We start from the raw sequence: 18790 nt of genomic DNA, 5'->3' as shown, positions 1-18790 counted from the left end.
GCGATCTCCCCTCTCTCCGCCTGCGACAGTGCCGCGCGAAACGCGCCCGCGTCAAGCGCGGTCAGAAAGGCAGGTAGCCGCCATTCGCCGCCTGCGAGGCGAAGGAGTAATACCCCAGTCCGATGAGCGCCGCCGCAGCGAGTCCCCAGGCGACCAGCATGGCGAGCCCGTCGCGGACCATGATCGCGAGGCAGATGATGTCGATCGCCAGCATCGGGCCGGTGCTCGCAAACGGCACGACCTCGAACGGCGGGATGATCAGGCACAGCGCGATGATGACGCCAGCCGCAATCCGCAGGCCCGTACCCGAGGCAAAGGCTTCGAGCCGACTGTGCGCAACGCTGTCGACCCGCCGCGCAACCTTCTCGAGCGTTTGCGAGGCTTTCTTCAGCTTGTCGCTCGATGCGCCGCGTCGGCCGATCCATTGCGGCACCCAGATATGGTCGCGCCCGAACAGCATCTGCAACGCGACCAGCGAGATGCACAGCGCGAGGAAAGTCGGAACACCAGGGATGCCCCCCGCCGGAGTCAGCTCGATCAGAGCGAACACCAGCATGACCGGGGCAAAACTGTGATCGCCGAATTTCCGCAGCACATCGCCGATCGTGACCGTGCTTTCCTGCTCGGCCAGTTCCTCGATCGCCTGGACGACATCGCCCACCGAATGGGGATCGCTGGATTTGCGCCCGTCCATCACGCTCCCCCGTGTCGGAGAGGATGGGCGGGCCGGCGCATTCAGTTCGACTTTCGCAACAGCGCCGAACGCTCGCAGCGGCACACCACTTCGTCGCGCTGGTTCAGCAATTCGTGAGTAAAGGTCACGATCCCCGCTTCGGGTCGCGACTTGCTTGGCCGCAGTTCCTTGACCTCGCTCTGCGCACGCAGCGTGTCGCCGATGAAGACCGGCTTGGGCGTCACAACCTTGTCGAAGCCGAGATTGGCAACCAGCGTGCCGAGCGTCGTGTCGCCGACCGAAAGGCCGACCAGCAGCGCGAAGGTGAAGGTCGAATTGACCAGAATCTGCCCGAAGCCACTTTCCTTCGCCGCTTCGACGTCGAGATGCAGCGGCTGCGGATTGTGTGTCATGGTCGAGAACAGCAGGTTGTCGGTCTCGGTCACGGTACGGCGGATCTCGTGCTCGATCCGCTCGCCCACCTGCCACTCGTCGAAAAACTTGCCCGCCATCAGTTTGCACTCCACTTGGCGACGACCTCCGCGCCGTTCTCGGCGCTCGACCGCACCTCGCCCGGCGTGCGGCTGAAGCGCGGTGCCGGGGCAGGATGCCATGCGCCGTCGTGTTCGACATAGGCTTCTCGCGCCTTCATATGCGGATGCTCGCGCGCCTCGTCGAGCGGGACCACCGGACCGTAGCAGACATCGGTCCCTTCGAGCAGTTGGTTCCACTCGGCCTGCGTCTTCGTCTTGAAGATCGCCGCCAGCTTCGCCTTGTTCGCTTCCCAGTTGGCGGGGTTCATCTGCCCTTCGGCGAGTTCCGCCGGGAGGCCCGCGCGCTGGCATAGTTCGGCATAGAACTGCGGCTCGATCGACCCGAGCGAGATCTCCTTGCCGTCCTTGCATTCATAACACTGGTAGAAATGCGCGCCGCCGCCGAGCAGCCCCTTGCCGCGTTCGGTGGTGCGCACGGCCCCCGCCTTCTGCCCGAAGAAGAAGCTCATCAGGCTTGTCACCCCGTCGACGATCGCCGCGTCGACCACCTGTCCCTTGCCCGAGCGTTCGCGTTCGTAAAGCGCGGCCATGATCCCGAAGGCGCAATACATCGAGCCGCCGCCGAAATCGCCGACGAGGTTCTGCGGCGGGATCGCCGGTTCGCCCGGCTTGCCGATCGCGTCGAGCGCGCCGGTGATCGCGATATAGTTGATGTCGTGCCCGGCGGCCTGGGCGAGCGGGCCGTCCTGGCCCCAGCCGGTCATGCGGGCATAAACGAGCCGCGGATTGGCTGCGAGCAGCTCGTCGGGTCCGAGACCGAGACGCTCCATGACACCCGGGCGCAAACCTTCGATCAGCACGTCGGCCTTGGCGCAGGCATCGAGGCAAAAGGCTTTGCCCTCCTCCGATTTGAGATCGACCGTCACCCGGTGGCGCGCGCGCTCGACCACCGGGTTCATCACGCCGCCGCCCGGCCGGTCGATGCGCACCACTTCCGCGCCAAGATCGGCGAGCAGCATCGCGACATGCGGCCCCGGCCCGATCCCGGCAAACTCGATCACCTTGAGACCCGCCAGCGGGCCCTGCGCTTCACTCATCGAATGCTCTCCCTTTCCGCCGAGCTTCTGGCGTGTGGTCGCCGCGAGAGCAAGAGGCGAGGCTTGTTGCCGTCACGATTGACAGACGCGCTGCGCTGGCAATAACTGCACAACCGTAAGTGGGATCAATAATCAGACGGTAATCGCAGTCTTGGGTAGAGGCAGACGAAGGGTGCTGGCGGTCGCGTCGGGCGGCGGGCATTGGGAACAGCTGATGATGCTGCGCCCGACGCTCGAGCAATTCGACGTTCGCTTTGCGACGACCGACGGCGATGTCGCCGCGCAGCATGGCGTGGCGGATGCAAGGATCCTCCCCGACTGCAATCAGGACAAGCCGGTGCGCTCCGCTTTGTGCGCTATCATCGCGGCATGGATCGTGCTGCGGACCTGGCCGCATGTGGTGATTTCGACCGGTGCGGCTCCGGGGTTTTTCTGCATTCTCGCCGGGCGGCTGATCGGTGCGAGGACGCTGTGGATCGACAGCGTCGCCAACGGCGAACAGCTTTCGATGTGCGGTCGGCTGTCGAAGACTGTCGCGCACCAGTGCCTCACCCAGTGGGAGCATCTCGCCGCCGATCCCCAGCCCGGATATCGCGGAGCCGTGCTGTGATTCTGGTAACGGTCGGAATGCAACTGGGCTTCGACCGGCTGGTGCGGGCGATGGATGCGATCGCTCCCGAATACGATTTGCGGATGATCGCGCAGGTCGGGAAAGGCAAATACCGCCCGCTCCACATGGAGGTGCGCGAGCGGATCGCGCCCGACGAATTCGAAACGCTGGTTGCGAAAGCCAGGCTGGTCGTCAGCCATGCGGGTATCGGGACGGTACTCACCGCACAGCGCCTCGCCACGCCGGTCGTATTGATGCCCCGCCGCGCCAGTCGGGGCGAACATCGCAACGATCATCAGCTGGCAACGGTGAAGAGCCTTGGCGGCCGCCCCGGAATCCTTGTCGCCTCCGACGAGACCCAACTGCCCGACCGGATCGAGCAGGGCCTGAACCTCGGCGACTGGTCGGCGGAAAAGTCGGACAGCGCGCAGCAATTGCATTCTGCGGTCGCGAGTTTCATCGAAACCGGAAGGCTGTAACGCCTTCTGCCCCCTTTCAGTCGCGTTGTGCGCGATTTTGGAGCCTTCCGAAAAAGGCGACAAACCTAACGCGTTATTTACCCCTTCGTGCCTAGAAAACCCGCGCAATTCAGCGGGAAAATGGTTCAGTGAACGCACCTTTCGACACTTCGGCGGCTTTCGGGCCGGATGCAGCCGTCCAGCCTGCGCCCGATCACCAGATCGCGGTGGTCGGCCTGGGCTATATCGGCCTGCCCACCGCCGCCGTGATGGCGAGCGCCGGTTGGAATGTATGCGGGGTGGATGTCTCTGAAAAGGTTGTCGAAACCGTCAACGCAGGCGGTGTCCATATCGAGGAGCGCGATCTCGACCGGCTGGTGCGCGAAGCGACCGAAAGCGGTCGCCTGACCGCTTCGACCGAGGTGCCCACGGCGCACTTTTACATGATCGCCGTACCGACCCCGCTGACAGGCGAAAACACACCCGATATCAGCTATGTAGAGGCCGCCGCGCGCGCCATCGCCCCCAGAATCCTGCCGGGCGCCTGCGTGATCGTCGAAAGCACCTCGCCGGTCGGTACGACCGAGCGCGTCGCTCAGATCATTGCCGAAATGCGGCCCGACCTGACGGTCCCGGTCTACGGCTCGCAACAGGGCGGCGACATCGCGCTGGCTTATTGCCCCGAGCGGGTTTTGCCGGGCAAGATCGTGCGCGAGCTGGTGCAGAACGATCGCGTGATCGGCGGCATTACGCCGGCCTGCGCCGAGCGCGCCGTCGCGCTCTATTCGAGTTTCGTCGAAGGCGATTGCCTCACCACCAACGCCCGCGTCGCCGAAACGGTGAAGCTGGTCGAAAACAGCTTCCGCGACGTCAACATCGCCTTCGCCAACGAGCTGAGCGTCATCGCCGACGATCTGGGCGTCGACGTGTGGGACGTGATCGCGCTCGCCAACCGCCACCCGCGCGTGAACGTGCTCCAGCCCGGCCCAGGCGTCGGCGGACATTGCATTGCGGTCGACCCATGGTTCCTCGTCTCGGGCTCGCCCAAGGCCGCGCGGCTCATCCGCACCGCCCGCGAGGTGAACGACTTCAAAGCCAATTACACCGAACGGCGCGTGCGCGGCCTGCTCGACGCGGTGCCGGGCGGGAAAGTCGCGCTGCTCGGCCTCGCCTTCAAACCCGATATCGACGATTTCCGCGAAAGCCCGGCGCTCGAGATCGCTTTGAGCCTCGCAAAGACCCGCGGCCAGAGGATCATGGTGGTCGAACCCTTCGCCGAGGAGCTTCCGCAGGGCTTCGCAGGAACCGGCGCCGAACTGGTGACGCTTGACCATGCGCTGCAATCCGCCGAAATCGTCGTGGTGCTGGTCGATCACACCGCCTTCAAACACCTGCTCCCCGCCGATCTTGCGGGCAAGCTGGTGTTCGACACCCGCGGCATGCTGAAGAAATGAACCAAACGGGCGGGAAACCGCGCATCCTCGTGACCTTCGGAACGCGTCCCGAAGCGATCAAGATGTTCCCCGTGGTACAGGCGCTGCGCGAAACAGGCCGCTTCGACGTGCGCGTTGCGGTGACTGCGCAGCACCGCGAGATGCTCGATCAGGTGCTGGAGATCGCCGGGATCGAGCCGGACGTCGACCTCGACCTGATGCAGCCGGGGCAGAGCCTCGATGCGCTTGCCGCGCGGATCGTCACCCGCTTCGGAGAGACGCTCGACGTCGAGAAGCCCGACCGGGTCCTCGTCCACGGCGACACGCTCACGACCATGATGGCGACGCTCGCCTGCTATTTCCGCCGGATCCCGGTCGGCCATGTCGAGGCGGGTCTGCGCAGCGGCGATATCTACGCCCCCTGGCCCGAGGAGGTGAACCGCAAGGTGACCGGCGCGATCGCCGACCAGCACTTTGCCCCGACCGAGAACGCCGCCGCCGCTTTGCGCGCCGAAAACGTGCCCGACCGTGCAATCCATGTAACCGGCAACACAGTTATCGACGCGCTGCTTGCGGCGCGCGAGAAAATCGCCGCCAATCCCTCGCTGGCGCCGGACGTCGCCGCCTTGAAACGGCGCTTCGCGGACAAAAGGATCATCGCCGTCACCGCACACCGCCGCGAGAATTTCGGCGAAGGGATGCACCAGATCGCAGCCGCCCTCGCCGAGCTCGCAGCGCGCGACGATGTCGCGATCATCTATCCGATGCACCCCAACCCCAACGTCGTCGAGGTGATGCGCCCGGCGCTTTCGGGCATGGACAATATCGCCTTGGTCAAGCCGCTCGACTACCTCGGCTTCGTCGCGATGATGGAAGCATCCGATATCGTCCTGACCGATTCCGGCGGCATCCAGGAAGAGGCACCGAGCCTCGGAAAACCGGTGCTGGTGATGCGCGACACCACCGAGCGTCCGGAAGGGGTCGAGGCCGGGACCGCGCTTCTGGTCGGCGCCAACGCATCGCGGATCACTCGCGAAGTCATCCGCCTGCTTGACTCACGGTCGGCCTATGAAGCGATGGCCAAGGCGCACAATCCCTATGGCGACGGCACCGCCAGTCGGCAGATCGCGAGGATTGTCGCGGCGAGCCATTAGCGGGGCGAACGCACCACCTTCACGTAGAATCCAGCCGCAGCCGCCGCGAGAAGGCTCAGCCCGAGATCGGCCACCCAGTTCAGCTTGAGCGGCCCGAAGTCTATCACCGACTATCCGCGGCTAAACCAGGCGATGCTGGCTTCGGCAAGCTTTGCTGTTCTGTTTTTGGCCCGGCCAGCCCGCGCGGGCGAGGAGGCGGAACAATGGGCGCGCGGATCGCCTGGTCTCTCGCTCTAGCCGCGATTGCCGCTGTCGCGATTGCGGTTCAGCCGGACGCAACTTCGCAGCGCTGATCGAAAGCCGCTGCTGAGCGGATTACGGCACGCTCGCGTGCATGCAGGCGGGCAATCGACCACCATGAATATGGCTGTCTGGCCTACACGGCATTTCTATCCTCCCTCGCAGTCCGCGCCGGTCGCATCCGGCGGCGAAGATGGAGGCCCAGATGCAAAAACTCGTTCCGTTTCCCGCAATCCTCTCGCTCGCCCTGCTCGCGGGGTGCGGCGCGCAAGCCGCCGGCGATGCACAGGAGGAAGCGGCCGAGCTGTCGGACATGACGATCAATTCCTACAAGCGGCAATGCGTCAATGTCGCCGTCCTCCAGCAGGTCCCGACAGAGGCCGCCCGGCCGGTTTGCGATTGCACCATCGAAAAGCTCCTCGACAGTGAAGACCTGACTGCCGACGCAATGCCCGAGGACGCTGCGCTGGACGATGCGCTCGGTTCCTGCATCAATGAGTTCTTTGCCGAGCTCGAAGCGGAGCAGGCGGTCGATCCGGCCGGAGAGAGCGAATGAGCCCGCGCGGTGCACTGGGGCTGGTAGGCACAGCAGTGATACTGGGGCTTGCCGCTCCTGCGATGGCGACAGCACATGACGGCGCCGGTGCCGTCCTTATCGGCGCTGCGACGCAAGCGGCTTCGGAGCCGATGGACGCCGAGGATGTGGTCGAGACTATCCGCCGCTTCCAGCCGGATCATCGAGCCTATCTGACGGGACGCGACGATTCCACCGACAATGCGCGCGTGCAACTTGCCGAATTCCGCGCATTGATGGACGCCGTCCTCACGCCCGAATTCATCGCCCGGGCGAACGATCCTGAGCAGCGCGGAACTCGCCGCGCTGTGCGCCGGGCGGAAGTATGGGCCGATCAGGCCAAAAACCGCATCCTGCGTGCCGATTTCAGCTTTGCAGAGGAGCGGGCGATCAGCGGCGCGATGCGGGGACAGTTCGTGGCGATGGTATTCGAAGGCGAAGGGTTGCGCCAACTCGCGCGGCTCTATCCCGACAATGCCAAGATTGCCGACGCGGTCGCCGCGACCCGGCAGCGGGTCGCCGAACTGGGAAGTTTCACCGAAGTCGAACAGCGCATCGCCTCTGCCGAGGCTGAGAAGGCCGCGCGTATTCGCCTGCGCCCCGCTCGCCGGACCAACGCGTCGCTCGCCGCCGACTTCAACCGCGCGTTCAAAGCCAGCGCGTACACCGCGAAGGAATTCCCGGGCGCTGCGATCCTGAAGACCAACCTCATCGAGACGGGCTGGACGGTCGAGCGCAATTCGATCACCGGGATCATCCTGAGCCGGTATCAGCGCGCGCATATGGGCATCCGTGACGCCGAGGGGACCTGCCACGCCTACATGGTTCTGTTCGAGCAGAAGGCGACCGGCGGCGGCGGATATGGCCGCACCTACATGCGCTCGGGCCAGCATACGCCGATGGCGTGCGAGAACATCTGATGGAAGCCGAGGAAACTTCGGCCGCAGGCCCGGTATTCGAGGCCAGGCGCAGCAGAGGCCGACTGATCGGCCTGTTGGTCGTGCTGGCGGTGCTCTGCGTCATCGCTCTGGTTCTGCAACTGCCGACCGAAGGATCACGCTTCATGGCCCGGCTCGAATTCGCGCTCCGGGCGGTCGGAATCCTCGGCCTGATCGTCGTCCTCGTCAGGCTTCCGGCAGTGTTCCGTGCGCCGGTCGAACTGCGGGTCTCGGGCGAGGGCATCTTGTACCGCCCCTGGTCGGACCAGACCGTGCCTTGGGAGGAGCTGACGCGTATTACGCAGCGCAAGATCAACATCCAGAACGTCATCTGCGTTCATCTGAAGGACCCAGCGCTATTCCCGGTCAAACGCGCGCAGAAGATGGCGACGGCGCTGAACAAGAAATCCGGCGACTATGGCGATATGAACATCATGATCGCGGCGACCGACCGTTCGATCGACGAACTGAAGGCGGCGATTGCGCCCCATAAGCCGATCGAAGACGGATAGGGCAGCGCCGCACGCCGCTTCCCAAGCGCGCGCGAGCTTGGCAGGAAAGCATTGATGGAAAACGCAGCAGACCAGCCAGACGCCACAGGCCGCGCGCGAGCCATCGCGGCGCACCCGCTCATGCGGCTGCTGGCTGCGATCGTGGTTGTGCAGGCGATATTCTGGCTGGCGGTCTATCCGGCGCTGTTCGCGCAGGTGAAACTGGGGCCGATCGCGATCGAAGTCGAAGGGCCGCAGATCGCGCCAATCTCGGCGCCCACGTTAGCGGCCTTGGAGAAGGCGGATTTCGCCGAATACGCGCCCGGCGATGGTCCGCGCATGCCCGGCCATTTCGCGACGCGCTCGACCTTTACGCTCGAATCGGTGCCCGAGCGGGGCATCGGCGTCGCCATGTTCGACGGGACCGACAATGTCCGTCACGTGGTCAACGGCGAAGCGCTGCCTTTCGATGGCAGCATGTCTGTCGATGCGCCGAGCTACTACAACCTGCGTTCCTCCATCAAACAGGTTCCTCCGGTCTACCTCCGCCAAGGCGAGAACGTGATCGAAACGATCCATGTGATCGGCGAGCCTGCGCGCATGAGCAATTTCTTCACACCGGTGATCGCTGAATACGAGGCCTTCGTCGCAGCCACGAGGGTCTCACTCTTCATCCGCACCACGTGGCTACTCATCACCGTGGCGGCCGGCTTCGTCCTTTCGCTGTTCGTGCTCGTCGCATTGGTGCGAAGCCGCGACAAATACCTCCCCGCCACGCTGTTCGCCCTCGCTTTCGCATGGTCGCTGCACAACCTGTTCGGCTTTCTCGCTGAGGTGCCGTTCGGCGGGTTGGCGCGCGCCGAATTCTATTCGGTGACATTGCTGGTCATGTCGGCGGCCTGGCCGCTCGTGATCGACGCCTGGAGCGAGCGAAGCCTGCGCTGGTTTCGCTGGATGGTCGGCGTCGTGCTGGCGCTGGCGATAGTTGCCGTTACCTATCTGATCTTCGGGATGGGCGGGCAATATGGCTGGTTCCATGCCCAGCAGGTACTCGACGCTGCCGGACTGTTTTTCTTCGCGGCGATGATCGGACGGCTCGTCTGGCACTTCGTGAGAGTGCGCGAGGAGCGACGATACTGGGAAGCGGCGCTTTTGGTGCTCACCGCTTCGCTGCTTGCCTATTTCCTCGTCAATCTCGCGCTGGGCGGGCCGAATCTTCCGTATTTCCGATTGAGCCAGCCGCTGATCTTGCTGGCTCTGGCGATCATGATCTTTTCGCGCAATTTCCAGCTGTTTCGCTCGACTGCGCAGATCAACGCGCTGTTGCAGGATCAACTCGACGAGAAGACGGCGGAACTCCATGCCGCGCATAGCCGCGAGAAAAAGCTGGTGCGCCAGCAAGCCCATGATGAGGAACGCCGCCGCCTGATGCGCGACATGCACGACGGGCTCGGCAGCCACCTCATGGCGCTGCTGGTGATGGCCAAGCGCGGGGTCGGCAAGCCCGAGGATTTCGCCGAGGGAATCCAGCAGGTGATCGACGAGATGCGGCTCATGATCGAATCGCTCGATTCGGTCGGGGACTCGCTCGAGATCGCCCTTCACAGCTTTCGCAAGATCATGTCGGCGCGGATCGAGTCAGCCGGCTTCACGCTGGAGTGGCACGACGCGATGCAGGGCCGAAAGCCCCCCGATTACGACGCGCGCACCGTCCTGCAGGTCTTTCGTATCCTGCAAGAGGCCGTCTCCAATGCCTTGAAACACTCGGGTGGAGACAGGATCGCCATTACGGTGCATCCTTCGACCGACCCCGATTTCGCGCTCGCTCTGGAAGTGCGCGATAATGGCGCAGGCACGCTTCCATCGCCGGAGCGTCCGGGCGGGCATGGTCTTCGAAACATGCGCGCCCGCGCCGCCAGCATCGGCGCACAGCTGGATATTGCCGGGAGCGATGAAGGCACCGTGGTGAACCTGCAGCTGCGCCCCGACGGGATCGGTGAAAGGATTGCGGCATCGCCTCTGCCGCAACAGGTCCCTGCCGCATGACCGACGAGCCGAGGACCCGCCGTATCGCGATCGTCGAGGACGATCCCAACCTGCGCGATCACTTCGTCGAAATCGTCTCGCCCGTCGCCAATCTCGATATCGTCGGCACCGCCGCCTCGCTGCTCGCCGGACGCAACCTGCTGAAGCTGAAGCCCGACCTGTTCCTGCTCGACATCGGCCTGCCCGATGGCAGCGGCCTCGACCTCGTGCCCGAGATCGCAGAGCAATGCGGCGCGAAGATACTGATCGTCACCAGCTTCGGCGATCGCGAAACGGTGATCGATGCCATCCGGGCCGGCGCCAACGGTTATCTGCTGAAGGACAGCGCGCCCGACGACATCATCGCCGCAATCCAGAGCACGCTCGACGGTGCGGCGCCGGTCAGCCCGGCGGCTGCGGTCTACATCCTGGAAACGATGCGCGCAGGCGAACCGCTGGTCGAAGCGGCGGAGCAGGAAGACCACGATCTGAGCGCACGCGAGATCGAATTGCTCAACCTCTTCGCGCGCGGCCTGACCTACAAGGAAGCGGCACGCCAGATGGGTATCTCCCCTCTCACCGTCGGCAATTACGTCAAGACGATCTACAGCAAGCTCGCGGTCCATTCGCGCAGCGAGGCAGTGTACGAGGCGCTCAAGACCGGCCAACTGAAGCTTTGAGGGCCCGGGTTAACGAAATCCTGCCGCCCACCAAACTTATGGCATCAGCGACCCCCGGCTAATTCCTACCCACCCTCCCGGAGATGTTTCCAAACAGAGGGAGGGCACGAGGGTGGCGTATCTGAATTCGAACAAGGCAATGTTGCGCGCGGGCGTGGCAGGTGCGGCGCTAGCAGGACTGCTGGCGCTGCCAAGCGCCGCGCAGGCTGCGACGGTTGGCAATGCCGTGATAACGAATGTGTCCAGTTTCAATCAGTCGTGCGTAGTCACCCTTGCTTTCGATGTAACTGGCACGGCCAACGATAGCGGCGGCAATACCGATTATTATGCGTTTGGCGTCTACACGGCGAGTGGCCAAAGATTCAATTTTCCCAATCTCTCCTTCGTCGGGACGGGAGTGACCAACCAGGTTACCGGTGCGACCGTCAATTTCTCACAAGGCGGGGTGCAGGAGGATCGCGAAGTGCGATTTTTCGATCCGACGACCTTAAGCGGAACCCCCGCCGCGTTGGGCAATCCCATCGCAACCGTAGCCATTCCCAGATCAGATCTCCTTGCGGGTGGCAGCGGATGCGCTTCGATGGTGTCCAACAGCGCGCCGTTGGTAAATGCTGGTCCCGATCAGAATCTCTCCAGCGGTGGAGTGGTGGTCAGTCTGAGCGGGTCGGTTTCCGATCCCGACAATGATTCCCTCGTTATCAGTTGGTCGCAAGTTTCAGGCCCCGCTGTGACCTTGAATGGGGCCACCACCACCTCTCCCAGCTTTACCGCGCCGACGCAAACCAACCAGCCTCAAACCCTTGTCTTCCGTCTGACCGGCTCCGATGCACTTACATCAGCCAATGATGATGTTGCGATCACCATAGCGGCGGCTCCGAACAACGTGCCTGTGGCCGATGCCGGCCCCGATCAAACTGTCAGCTCGGGCAACACGGTCCAGCTGGCAGGCACCGGCACCGATGCCGATAACGATCCGCTCAATTTCCAGTGGAGCCAGATCGGCGGACCTTCGGTCACACTCAGCAATCCCAATACGGCCAACCCGACCTTCACCGCTCCGCAGACCGTTACCGGCCCTGTCACCCTGACCTTCCAACTGGTCGCCGATGACGGGATCGATCCGTCACAGCCCGATGAAGTGGTCATCACGGTGCAGCCGAATGCGCCTCCGACCGTCAACGCCGGACCCGACCAGACTGTCGCGGGCGGATCGCAAGTCACGCTGGCGGCGACAGCGACCGATCCCGAGAACGATCCGATCACGCCGCTGTGGACCCAGATTTCGGGACCTCCGGTCACCTTCGCGCCGCAAAATCTCTCGACCGATTTCACCGCTCCGCCGCGTGGTCCTCAACCGCAAGTGCTCGTGTTCCAGTTCGTCGCGACCGACAGCAACAACAACGCCTCGGCACCCGATACGGTCGAGATCACGGTCGAAGCCAACCAGCCGCCAACCGCGGCGATCGCTGGTCCCTCGACCGCTTCGGGCGGAGCGACAGTTTCGTTGGACGGCAGCGGCTCGACCGATCCCGAAAACGACCCGTTGGTTTACCAGTGGACCCAGGTCAGCGGGCCAACCGCGACGATCGCAAATCCCGGCGCGGCATCCACCGACGTAGTGCTTCCGGCGGCGACAGGTTCCGTACAAACGGTCGTGTTCCAGCTGCTCGTCGCCGACAATTTCGACGCAAGCGACACCGAACAGATCACGATCCAGATCGCGGCCAACAATGCACCGGTCGCGAATGCCGGTCAGGACCAAACGGTGCCCGGCGAGGCCGTCGTGCAACTCGACGGCTCCGGATCGAGCGATAGCGACAACGATCCGATCACCTACAGCTGGACGCAGGTTTCGGGTCCGCCGGTGACGCTTTCCGATCCGACTGCGGCCAATCCGACCTTCACCGCTCCGCCGCGGCGCAATGGGCCGCAGGAGATCGGCTTCCAGCTCATCGTCAACGATGGGACGGCCGATTCCGCAGCCGACATCGTGTTCGTGTTCGTCGAGCGCAACACCCTGCCGGTTCCGGATGCCGGGCCGGACCAGGGGGTGCAGGGCAACAGCACGGTCACGCTCGACGCCAGCGGGACGACCGATGCCGATGGCGATCCGATCACCTACAGCTGGACGCAGGTTTCCGGTCCGCCGGTGACGCTCAGCGATGCGGCGGCTGTTCAGCCGACTTTCACCGCTCCAGCAGCGACCGGGACCGCGCAGACGCTCGTGTTCCAGGTGACGGTAAGCGACGGTATCACCGACGGGCTCCAGAACCTGCCCTTCGACACGGTTGAAATAACGATCGAAGCGAACCGTCCTCCCGTTGCCGATGCCGGACCTGATCAGGGACCGATCGACAGCGGCCAGACGGTCAGGCTCGACGGGACGGGATCGAGCGACCCCGATGGCGATGGCCTGACTTACACCTGGACACAGGTTTCAGGCACGGCGGTCACGCTGAACGGTGCAAGCACCGCGTCGCCGAATTTCGCCGCTCCGGTGGTGTCGGGCAACGAAGATCTCGTCTTCCAGCTGATCGTAAGCGACGGACAGGTGAGCTCGGTCGCCGACACCGTTACGATCTCGGTCCGCGCGGTCGGCACGATCACGATCGTGCAGCGGGTGATCGGGAGCGACACCAGCGTCGCCTACACCTCGAGCCTCGCGGCGCTGACAGGGACGATAGCGACCAGCAACGGTTCGGGGCAGCTGGCGGCAACCAACGTCGCCGTCGGCAGATATGGCATGACCGCAGCCGATCTCTCTGCGCAGGGGTACGCGCTCACCGACATAGCCTGCAACGACAGCGACAGCCGCACCGACATTGCCAGTCGGTCGGTCGCCCTTGAGCTTTCGCCTAACGAGGACCTCGTCTGCACCTTCTCGCTCGCCAATACCCGCGAGGCGGCGGAGGTGGCGATTGCCGAGTTCCTGACCGGGCGCAACGCGCTGATCCTCTCCCACCAGCCCGACCTCCAGCGGCGGCTCGATCGCCTGAACGGGGTGCCCGGTTCAGGCGGATCGGGTTCCGCCTACAACCTCCCGGTCCCGGGTGCGGGCAAGCTGCCGGTCGATTTCACCGTCGGACAGGGCCGCGCGCAGGCGAGCACGTCGCTCTCCACCGTTACTTCCGCTCTCGACGGGCGCGACGAGAAAGGCCGGGCCTTCGACCTGTGGGGCGAGCTCTACGTCTCGCAGGCGCGGATCGGCGGTCAGGAAGGCAGCTTCCGCATCGGTTATATCGGCGCGGACTATCGCCTCGGCGACAACCTCCTGGTCGGTGCGCTCGTGGCGTTCGACACCTTCAACGACAAGGACAGGCTCGAGGCCGGCGAGGCCGAAGGCGATGGCTGGATGGCTGGTCCCTACCTCACCGCCAAGCTCGGCGAAGGCTTCTACGCAGAGGCACGCGCGGCATGGGGTTTATCGGACAACATCGTCTCCCCGCTGGGCACGTTCAGTGACAGCTTCGACACCAATCGCAGCTTCTATTCGGGCTCGCTGATCGGCCAGTTCGATCTCGGCGACCGGACGACGATCCGGCCCGAGGTGACGGTGCGCTATATCCGCGAGGAGCAGGAGGGCTACGTCGACAGCCTCGATGTCACGATCCCTTCGCAGGTGGTCGATCAGGGCGACATCAGCTTCCGTCCGCGCATCAGCCATCTGGTCGATCTCGAAGGCGGCTGGGCGCTGCGTCCCTATGGCGAAGCCGAGGGAATCCTAACCTTCGGCGAGGCCTCGGGCTTCGCAATCGGCAATTTCGGCAACGACCGGATGCTCGATCTGGGCTCGCTCCGGGCCCGGGTCGAGGGCGGTATCGACCTGTTCTCCCCCGGCGGCCTGCGCGCCAGCCTCTCGGCTTTCCACGACGGAATCGGGGCCGACAACTTCAGCAGCACCGGGGTGCATATCGGCGTTTCCTTCGGCTTCTGAGCCCCCGAGAGGGTCGCAAAGAAGCGGCCGGGCGCTTCCGAGAGGGGGCGTCCGGCCGTCATTGTTTTTGGGCAAAGGTCGGCTCATGCCAGTACGAAGTGACTGCGGGCCGGGAGCGGTCGAACAGCCAACCGATGCCCACACCGCGAGCGGATACCGAAAACGTGCTGCAATCGAAAAAATGGTGCCCAGAAGAGGACTCGATTCTCCGCTCATTTATCCTTGATAAATAACAGAAAAGTATCGGAATTGTGTACCTTGTGTACTTCCCAAATGTCCCATTTTGCCCCCAAAAAGGCCCCCAATGACTTTGTGCTCAAAAAGAGACTCGAACCATGTGGGTTGACGAAGTGAGCTCCATGGGATTCTATTCCCCATCCACTAGCGACCTGAACATCGCACGTATCTCCACGTCACCGATGTCAGTTTTGACTTCGTCGACTGCCCTCCGTGCTGATTGCGCCGGCTCGTCGTAGTCATATCCATACTCATCAATCTCAGCGTCGAGGTTGCTTATCTGACTCGAGAAGTCTGTGCCGCAGCGTTGCTCTATGAGTTCAAGTGTCGACCGCAACTCTTCAAGATGCTCTCGCCCGCCACCTGATGAGCGTTCATCTTGCCAGCCTGACTCCTGGTAGGCCTCAAATGCATCAGAGAAGCCAGGGATTGCGGCTTCAAAGTCGTCGCCTATGGAAGCATCGAGCTCGAGTAATACAAGCCAGTCGTCTGCAAATGCTCGCTCTAGATCGCTGGCTACAGCCTTCAGCAGGGGCTGAATGTCGTCCCATAGACCGGATCCGCGGTTATTCCAGGCATACTCGACCACTCCACGCAACTCGGAGTATTGCAGAGTTCCCCTCTCGACCACTTGGGTTAGCTGTTCCAGCGCGCGCAGTGTAACCGGCCTCGCTTCAGGGAGCTCCTTATGTAACTCGAATAGAGCCTCCACTTTTCGTGGAAGGCTGTGGTCCACGTACATGCCCCGTCTACCAGACCGGGAGTCAACCCATCGCAGATGTTCGGTATTGAGGAGCTGGTCGAGTTTTTCTGCAATAAAGGCCTTGTTTTGCTCCAGACGATTGCGTGCTGCAGAGAATGGGCCGCCTTCTTTCGCGCCACTCAGCATGTTCAAGACCTGATTGAACTTTACAGCCGCGCGTATGACATCGAGCACGATCTCGGGATCTTCGTTCAATATGCTTGCTATGAAATCGCGAACTGAGGGGTTGATGAATTCAACACCCCACTCTCCGATTCGTATGAAGGAGCCGTCTAGCTCTTTCATCGCACTCTTGAAGGCGCTCACGGCACTCTTTTGCTGAGTCCGCTCAATCGATCGAGCATGAAGGCGATCGAAGGCTTCCTCCAAATCCTCTAAGTAGACTTGGAACGAGAGCGAATAGAGTGCGACGAGAAGATCTCGAGCGCCTTGCGAGAGTTCATAGATGAAAGCGTGACGCCATATCTCTTTTGGATCTTTGAGCAGCGCCTCAACATGCTTCCGATAGTTCTCCGGCGGGACAGTCTTGAGCCTGTTCTGACTCGCCAGCCACTCGATAATCCGAGGGTTAAATTGATTGCTGTCGATGATCTTCAAAAAGAAATCATCCCGCAACATCTCTAGTTTGTATTCCTGTGGCAAGTCACTGAAATAGAGGTGATTATACAATATCCGAGCTCGTTGCCCCCGGCTAAAATCTGTCACAGTCACAAGACAACGTTCGTCGGCAACACCTGAATGCCTCAACTTCTCAGACCTTTGCAGCGCGTCGGAAAGGATGTGCTCTCTTGTGGTCAAGACAAAGCGATGTGACTTGTGACATCTCACCCAGTCGATGAAATCGACCAAGTCTGCGTCTTCCTTCCTTCCAAGGAAATCTGGGCGATCTCCAAGGAAAGTCTGGCCCAGGAAATCGTCAAAGTAGAATAGCGTTGGCTTCGTGGACGATGCTAGTCTGCGCCCTTCGGCTAGCCCAGTCTTAATCACCGCAGGTGCGAAGCCATCGGCGATATGCGCGTAAAGGAGCATGTCAGCTATCGTGCTCTTGCCTATTCCGGGCGCGCCTGAAACGATGACGATGCGGTGCTCATCTAGTGAACTCATCGCCCTTCCGTAAGCATCAGTCTGAACGAAGAGGGGCAGTTTTCTAGTGATGCGGTCCACCTGAGCTTGTGTCTGCTCATGCTCTGCTGCGTGGAGGACTTTCTCGAGAACAGACACACTCGACATCCAGAGTTTGTAGTGCCGCTTTACGACTTCAGGATTCTTCTCGAGCCGCTTTTCTAGCTCTGCCCCCCCTATGATGTCTTTCTTTGTTCGAACGTGGGGCTTCAAGATCTGGAACAGATCATCCTTTTGACCGACCGTCAGATCGCAGGAAGTGACCAGCACGTAGCGCGCTGGCTTGAGTTTCTGGATCTTGGGAAGCTCCTTGTTTTTCATGGTCGAACGTAGCGCGGCAAAACCAGAACGCTGGTAGTTCTTGCATTGGATTATGACGGCCTTGTCGTTCGGACCGAGCGCGCGAAGATCGATCCCGCCATCCTTACCCGGACCAAAGATCTCGAGCTTTAGGCCCCATTCCTCTTCGAGTAGGTCATGCACCAACTCTTCAAAATCGAGGCCAGAAAGTTTGGAGAAGTCATGGTTCATGCTCAAGCCAACTAACCCAAGAGGAAACAAAGAAAAAGGCAGGTAAGAGGAAAGGCAGGTAAGAGGAAAGGCGAGCGAAATGCTAGGAATTCAGCACACGATAAACGCTAGCTCGACCGATCCCGAGTTCTCGAGCAATCTGAGTTGCCCCTAAGCCAGACGCCTTAAGTCGCCGCACCTCGGCTGGATCGATGGACGCTGGACGCCCCTGATAGACCCCCCTCGCCTTCGCCTTCTCGATCCCATCGCGCTGCCGCTCGCTGCGGATATCAGCTTCGAACTCGGCGAAGGAGGCAAGGATGTTGAGCAGGAGCTTGCCGTCCGACCGAGTGGTGTCGATGGCTCCCTGTTGGAGGCATCGGAAGGTGACACCCTTGGCGGCGAGCTGGTCGACGATCTGGCGAAGGTCCATGATTGAGCGGGCGAGGCGGTCGAGCCTGGTGATCACCAGCGTGTCACCTTCGCGGACAAACTCAAGGGCCTCATGCAGAGCCTTGCGGTCGTTCGTGGTCCTGCCGCTCTTCTTCTCAGCGAAGACCTTTTCACATCCAGCTTCGCGAAGAAGGTCTTCTTGAACCTCCAGGCTCTGTCCGACCGAACTCACTCGAGCATACCCCACCAGCATAGAACACCTCCGTCTCATTTGGGTCTAGACCCATACTGATAGTCGTCTCAGAATCTCCAGGTCAACCCTAAAGAGACACTGGGGTGGTGGAAGTGAGACGTCTCGGGTGGGTATACCGAATTGAGACATGGACGTTTTCTCCCAGAACCTTATCGAGGCAGGATGACTGATAATCCAGATCTTGACGAGCTCGCCTATCGCTTCTTTCATCTCTTTAGTCGTGCAGAGGGGGCCTTAAAGGTTTCTGGCAGGTTGAAAGCGGGGAAGAAAACTCCGGAAGCCGACTGGGAGGCCTTTGGGGCTGAAATAGAGAGCGCTCTCAGCGACGCTATGTCCGAGGATGTCGAGCTCAAGGAGGCGATCAACTATTATCTCGACACACCTCCCCTCAAACAGGTCTTGAAAGCTGGTCAGACTGTGTTCGAAGAAAGACCAGTTTCATCGAGCACCAAGACTGGGCAGCTACTCCTCTATGTCTGCCGTGTACGGAATAACTTGTTTCACGGGGCGAAGTTCAACGGACATTGGTTCGATCCCGAAAGAAGTCTGCTGCTTTTGCGCCATGGGCTTACGATCATTTCGCAGAGCATTGAGGTGTCCGAGGAAGTAAGAAGTTGTTTCGAGGCACCCCCACCGGGGGGAGATTAAATCAGATCGCCTACGTTTATCCGCTTCGGATTTTTGCGACGAAACCAATCAGCTTGGCGGGTA

Annotated in this window: 16 protein-coding genes; 11 read left to right on the top strand and 5 right to left on the bottom strand. The window is 61.9% G+C overall.

Annotated features, from left to right (window positions below; all coding sequences use genetic code 11):
• Positions 1-61: 61 nt before the first annotated feature.
• Genes ACI5KX_RS03395 through ACI5KX_RS03385 form a run of 3 tightly spaced genes read right to left on the bottom strand, consistent with a single transcriptional unit; the run spans position 62 to position 2264 of the window.
• Positions 62-694, bottom strand: coding sequence for an exopolysaccharide biosynthesis protein (locus tag ACI5KX_RS03395; RefSeq protein ID WP_406809266.1), 633 nt, complete (start codon positions 692-694; stop codon positions 62-64).
• A 41-nt stretch (positions 695-735) separates the two neighbouring features.
• Positions 736-1185, bottom strand: a complete 450-nt coding sequence (locus tag ACI5KX_RS03390) for a MaoC family dehydratase (RefSeq protein ID WP_406809265.1) — start codon at positions 1183-1185, stop codon at positions 736-738.
• Positions 1185-2264 carry a CaiB/BaiF CoA transferase family protein gene (locus tag ACI5KX_RS03385; protein WP_406809264.1) on the bottom strand — a complete coding sequence of 360 codons (1080 nt, stop codon included), beginning with the start codon at positions 2262-2264 and terminating at the stop codon, positions 1185-1187. The genes ACI5KX_RS03390 and ACI5KX_RS03385 overlap by 1 nt, the downstream gene beginning before the upstream one ends.
• Positions 2265-2436: 172 nt before the next feature.
• Between ACI5KX_RS03385 and ACI5KX_RS03380 the strand changes: the two genes are divergently transcribed.
• The 10 genes from ACI5KX_RS03380 (at position 2437) to ACI5KX_RS03335 (ending at position 14801) form a co-directional block, all read left to right on the top strand.
• Complete coding sequence (locus ACI5KX_RS03380; protein ID WP_406809263.1) at positions 2437-2874, top strand: glucuronosyltransferase; 438 nt, start codon at positions 2437-2439, stop codon at positions 2872-2874.
• 17 nt (positions 2875-2891) lie between these two features.
• Complete coding sequence (locus ACI5KX_RS03375) at positions 2892-3353, top strand: glycosyltransferase (RefSeq protein ID WP_406809262.1); 462 nt, start codon at positions 2892-2894, stop codon at positions 3351-3353.
• A 200-nt stretch (positions 3354-3553) separates the two neighbouring features.
• Positions 3554-4786: a UDP-N-acetyl-D-mannosamine dehydrogenase gene (gene wecC / locus ACI5KX_RS03370; RefSeq protein WP_406811312.1), complete on the top strand. Its 1233-nt coding sequence runs from the start codon at positions 3554-3556 to the stop codon at positions 4784-4786.
• Positions 4783-5919, top strand: coding sequence for a non-hydrolyzing UDP-N-acetylglucosamine 2-epimerase (gene wecB / locus ACI5KX_RS03365; protein ID WP_406809261.1), 1137 nt, complete (start codon positions 4783-4785; stop codon positions 5917-5919). Before wecC ends, wecB begins: the two co-directional genes overlap by 4 nt.
• A gap of 445 nt (positions 5920-6364) precedes the next feature.
• Entirely contained in the window at positions 6365-6715 is a 351-nt protein-coding gene (locus ACI5KX_RS03360; RefSeq protein WP_406809260.1) for a hypothetical protein, read from the top strand.
• 62 nt (positions 6716-6777) lie between these two features.
• Positions 6778-7653, top strand: a complete 876-nt coding sequence (locus ACI5KX_RS03355; RefSeq protein WP_406809259.1) for a hypothetical protein — start codon at positions 6778-6780, stop codon at positions 7651-7653.
• On the top strand, positions 7653-8183 hold the full coding sequence (locus ACI5KX_RS03350) for a hypothetical protein (RefSeq protein ID WP_406809258.1): 531 nt from the start codon (positions 7653-7655) through the stop codon (positions 8181-8183). The genes ACI5KX_RS03355 and ACI5KX_RS03350 overlap by 1 nt, the downstream gene beginning before the upstream one ends.
• Before the next feature lie 54 nt (positions 8184-8237).
• Positions 8238-10208, top strand: coding sequence for an ATP-binding protein (locus ACI5KX_RS03345; RefSeq protein ID WP_406809257.1), 1971 nt, complete (start codon positions 8238-8240; stop codon positions 10206-10208).
• On the top strand, positions 10205-10867 hold the full coding sequence (locus ACI5KX_RS03340) for a response regulator (protein WP_406809256.1): 663 nt from the start codon (positions 10205-10207) through the stop codon (positions 10865-10867). The genes ACI5KX_RS03345 and ACI5KX_RS03340 overlap by 4 nt, the downstream gene beginning before the upstream one ends.
• Positions 10868-10979: 112 nt before the next feature.
• Entirely contained in the window at positions 10980-14801 is a 3822-nt protein-coding gene (locus tag ACI5KX_RS03335; protein WP_406809255.1) for a PKD domain-containing protein, read from the top strand.
• Positions 14802-15168: 367 nt separating this feature from the next.
• On the opposite strand, the gene ACI5KX_RS03330 is transcribed toward ACI5KX_RS03335, so the two are convergent.
• Both ACI5KX_RS03330 and ACI5KX_RS03325 read right to left on the bottom strand, forming a co-directional pair.
• Positions 15169-17454 carry a restriction endonuclease gene (locus ACI5KX_RS03330; protein ID WP_406809254.1) on the bottom strand — a complete coding sequence of 762 codons (2286 nt, stop codon included), beginning with the start codon at positions 17452-17454 and terminating at the stop codon, positions 15169-15171.
• Positions 17455-17536: 82 nt separating this feature from the next.
• The gene (locus ACI5KX_RS03325) at positions 17537-18079 is read right to left on the bottom strand and encodes a recombinase family protein (protein WP_406809253.1); all 543 of its coding nucleotides are present in this window, start codon (positions 18077-18079) and stop codon (positions 17537-17539) included.
• Positions 18080-18241: 162 nt separating this feature from the next.
• On the opposite strand from ACI5KX_RS03325, the gene ACI5KX_RS03320 reads away from it, so the two are divergent.
• Complete coding sequence (locus tag ACI5KX_RS03320; RefSeq protein ID WP_406809252.1) at positions 18242-18727, top strand: hypothetical protein; 486 nt, start codon at positions 18242-18244, stop codon at positions 18725-18727.
• Positions 18728-18790: the final 63 nt, after the last annotated feature.

This window comes from Erythrobacter sp. GH1-10, from assembly GCF_045363165.1.
GTDB lineage: Bacteria > Pseudomonadota > Alphaproteobacteria > Sphingomonadales > Sphingomonadaceae > Erythrobacter.
The sequence above is the reverse complement of the archived record's forward strand: the minus strand, read 5'-3'. Positions and strand labels throughout refer to the sequence as shown.

Bases quoted from the DNA above. Each gene is read 5' to 3' on its own strand.
- ACI5KX_RS03330 (WP_406809254.1), bottom strand. From the start codon at position 17,454: ATGAACCATGACTTCTCCAAACTTTCTGGCCTCGATTTTGAAGAGTTG.
- ACI5KX_RS03390 (WP_406809265.1), bottom strand. From the start codon at position 1,185: ATGGCGGGCAAGTTTTTCGACGAGTGGCAGGTGGGCGAGCGGATCGAG.
- ACI5KX_RS03345 (WP_406809257.1), top strand. From the start codon at position 8,238: ATGGAAAACGCAGCAGACCAGCCAGACGCCACAGGCCGCGCGCGAGCC.
- wecB (WP_406809261.1), top strand. From the start codon at position 4,783: ATGAACCAAACGGGCGGGAAACCGCGCATCCTCGTGACCTTCGGAACG.
- ACI5KX_RS03350 (WP_406809258.1), top strand. From the start codon at position 7,653: ATGGAAGCCGAGGAAACTTCGGCCGCAGGCCCGGTATTCGAGGCCAGG.
- ACI5KX_RS03355 (WP_406809259.1), top strand. From the start codon at position 6,778: ATGGCGACAGCACATGACGGCGCCGGTGCCGTCCTTATCGGCGCTGCG.
- ACI5KX_RS03320 (WP_406809252.1), top strand. From the start codon at position 18,242: ATGACTGATAATCCAGATCTTGACGAGCTCGCCTATCGCTTCTTTCAT.
- ACI5KX_RS03395 (WP_406809266.1), bottom strand. From the start codon at position 694: ATGGACGGGCGCAAATCCAGCGATCCCCATTCGGTGGGCGATGTCGTC.
- ACI5KX_RS03360 (WP_406809260.1), top strand. From the start codon at position 6,365: ATGCAAAAACTCGTTCCGTTTCCCGCAATCCTCTCGCTCGCCCTGCTC.
- ACI5KX_RS03385 (WP_406809264.1), bottom strand. From the start codon at position 2,264: ATGAGTGAAGCGCAGGGCCCGCTGGCGGGTCTCAAGGTGATCGAGTTT.
- ACI5KX_RS03375 (WP_406809262.1), top strand. From the start codon at position 2,892: ATGCAACTGGGCTTCGACCGGCTGGTGCGGGCGATGGATGCGATCGCT.
- ACI5KX_RS03325 (WP_406809253.1), bottom strand. From the start codon at position 18,079: ATGCTGGTGGGGTATGCTCGAGTGAGTTCGGTCGGACAGAGCCTGGAG.
- ACI5KX_RS03340 (WP_406809256.1), top strand. From the start codon at position 10,205: ATGACCGACGAGCCGAGGACCCGCCGTATCGCGATCGTCGAGGACGAT.